Source organism: Dietzia sp. DQ11-38-2 (assembly GCF_014145055.1).
Taxonomy (GTDB): Bacteria; Actinomycetota; Actinomycetes; order Mycobacteriales; family Mycobacteriaceae; genus Dietzia.
In genome coordinates this window covers 1-2,556 of the sequence record NZ_JAALDW010000082.1, presented here as the reverse complement: position 1 = coordinate 2,556, position 2,556 = coordinate 1, and the positions used below count along the sequence as shown (strand labels likewise).

Here is a 2,556-nt window from a genome sequence, read left to right as displayed (position 1 = left end):
CAACCCGGCCGGGGTGGCCGGGGTCAGCCGCCGCGGACCACGGCGAGGGCGTCGTGGTCCGCGATCGCCCGACATGCTCGCCGCATGAGCAGGGCGAACATCGCGTCGCCGCGCTCGGTGCGGGTGCCGTACATCCATCCGAAGATCCCGAGCACCGGGGTCTGGAGCAGCCCGTAGACGTAGTCGTCCCAGCAGGTCTCGAGGGAGTAGTCGTCCACCCCGAACCCGGTGAGTGCGCGGTGATAGTCGGCCACGATCCCTCGCTCGGCGGCCCGGCGGTCGGCGACATCCAGGCTGGAGCCGAGGAAGCCGCCGAGGTCGCGCCCGGGAAGCCCCACGGCGAGGGTCTGCCAGTCGCAGGCCAGGGACGGCCGCTGGCCGGAGGGGTCGATCAGCATGTTGTCGGCGCGGTAGTCGGCGTGGAGCAGGGCGTAGCGCTCGGACCGCCCGTTGGCCCAGTCGGCGATCAGCGGTGCGATCTCGGACAGGATCCGCTGCTCGTCGTCGTCGAGCCGATCCCCCAACTCGGAGAGGAACGCCTCCAGCGCCGGCCCGCCGAGCTCCTGCAGGGTCACGTTGTCCTCGACCGACGGGCAGGAGAGCCCGTCGATGCCGCGCAACTGCGGATCGCACCAGCGTGGTCCGTGCAGTCCGGCCAGGTTGATCGCGCAGTCGCGGGCGTCCTCGATCGTCAGCCCGGTGAGCTGGTCGCCCTGGACCAGCGGCGACACATCGTCGAGCACGAGCGTGAAATCGCCCTCCCGCTCCCCGAGGGCCGCGAACCGCGCCCGGGGGACCCGCACGGCGACGGTCGGCGCCAGGTCCCGGTAGAACAGCACCTCGCTCCGGTAGACGCCGTGCAGGAGCGGACGCATGCCCTCGTCGGGGTTGGGGAGCTTGACGAACAACGTGGGGGGCAGCCCGTCACCGTCCACGTGGGCGACCACGCAGCAGCCGATCTGGCCGGTCCCCACGGCCTCGGTCCGCGCGGACCTGACCTCCGTGCCGAGCGCGGCGGTGAGCCACTGCGCCGTCACCTCCTGCGGTGTGCAGACCACGGAGGCGCTGGAATCGACACCGGTCATGACTGTGGGTCCTTCCGCAGGTGGAGTCGTCCGGGGTTGGGGGCGAGGTGGTCGAACCGGCGCGGGTCACGCCGTCGGCGCCAGGCCGCCAGGACCGGGGCGAGCTCGTCGGGGGTGGCACCGTGCAGGACGACCGAGTCCGCACCGAGCGCGAGCTGCCCGTCGATGCGGTCCGCACAGTGGTCGGCGCTACCGACCGCCGCGCAGGCCAGCCACTCGTCGGGCAGGACCTCGCGGGCGTGGCGCAGGATGTCCAGGTCGTCGGTCGCGTCGAGCGCCCCGGAGTGCGCGGACAGACGCTCATCCGCGCGGAACCGCTCCAGGCCCGCCGGATCCCACCCGTTCACCCGGACCAGGACGTCGCCGTATCCGGTGAGGTAGGTGGCTAGGCGGCCGACGAGCTTGCGCAGGCGCGCGGTCTCGTCGAGCGAGTCCTCGATGGTGGCCATGACCGACCAGATGCGCACCTGCGCCGGATCCCGGCCCGCCCGCTCGGCGGCCTCGCGGACCAGCCGGACGGATCTGGCGACCGCCGCGTCGGACATGAAGGTGTGCAGGACCACGCCGTCGGCGATCCGACCGGCGAGCCGGAGCGAGTTGTCTCCCATGGCCATGAGCAGAATCGGGATGTCCTCGTCGAACGTCGAGTCCTGCACGAGGTAGGGGTAGCTGCCCGCCGGGCCGTCGTGGCCCACCACGGATCCGCCCCGCCACAGCGTGCGGTAGATGCCGATGGCGTCCTCGAGTTGTGCGGACGTGACATGCGGCAGTCCCATGATGTCGAACAGCAGCGGGATGCCGCGGCCCAGTCCGAACGCGTACCTGCCGCCGGACATCCTGTGCAGCGTGGTGGCCATCGTCGCGGTGACGAGCGGGTGCCGGGTGTTGTGGTTGGTCGCGGCGGTCCCCACTCCGATCCGGGTGGTCGCGGCGACCGCGGCACCCGCCATGACCGCCGCGTCCTTGAGGGCGAACCGTTCCGACAGGAGAATCGACCCGAGACCCAGCTCCTCCGCGCGGGCGGCCTCGACGATGAGGTCGGCCGGCGACGCGCTGTGGCCGGCCAGGCCGTAGCAGGCGAGCTCGGGCATGGGGGGCGGCGCGGTCTCAGCGATGGTCATGTGTGCCCTTCGGCGGGAGGGGGGCGACCCGGGAGAAAGTGACACGTGTCACGTTACCTCGCCACCGGGGGTCGTCCGGGTCAGCTCCCGAAGATCCGACCCAGGCGATGCTCGAGTCCGGCCCACGCGTGGGCCGCGTCGATGTCCTCGGCGAGCACGTGCAACTCCACCCAGTCCAAGCCCCCGCCCTCGTCCCTGCCCTCGTCCACGACCAGGGTGCCGGGCATGAGGTTGATCATCCACAGCGCCAGGCGGCGCCCGGCCGGGGTCCCGGACCGGATCGGGAGCCGCAGCGTGCGGGGGGAGATGGGCATGCGGGGGTCCAGCGCCCGCCGGGCCACGTCGGCGCC

The 2,556-nt window shown here is 72.4% G+C and carries 3 protein-coding genes; all 3 read right to left on the bottom strand.

Going from position 1 to position 2,556, the window contains the following annotated elements:
• Window positions 1-23: 23 nt before the first annotated feature.
• Window positions 24-1,085 carry an aminoglycoside phosphotransferase family protein gene (locus G6026_RS03295; protein ID WP_182612254.1) on the bottom strand — a complete coding sequence of 354 codons (1,062 nt, stop codon included), beginning with the start codon at window positions 1,083-1,085 and terminating at the stop codon, window positions 24-26.
• On the bottom strand, window positions 1,082-2,206 hold the full coding sequence (locus G6026_RS03290; RefSeq protein ID WP_107755605.1) for a TIGR03857 family LLM class F420-dependent oxidoreductase: 1,125 nt from the start codon (window positions 2,204-2,206) through the stop codon (window positions 1,082-1,084). The genes G6026_RS03295 and G6026_RS03290 overlap by 4 nt, the downstream gene beginning before the upstream one ends.
• A gap of 80 nt (window positions 2,207-2,286) precedes the next feature.
• A partial coding sequence (locus G6026_RS03285) for a Na+/H+ antiporter subunit E (RefSeq protein ID WP_182612253.1) occupies window positions 2,287-2,556 on the bottom strand: 270 nt, incomplete at its 5' end.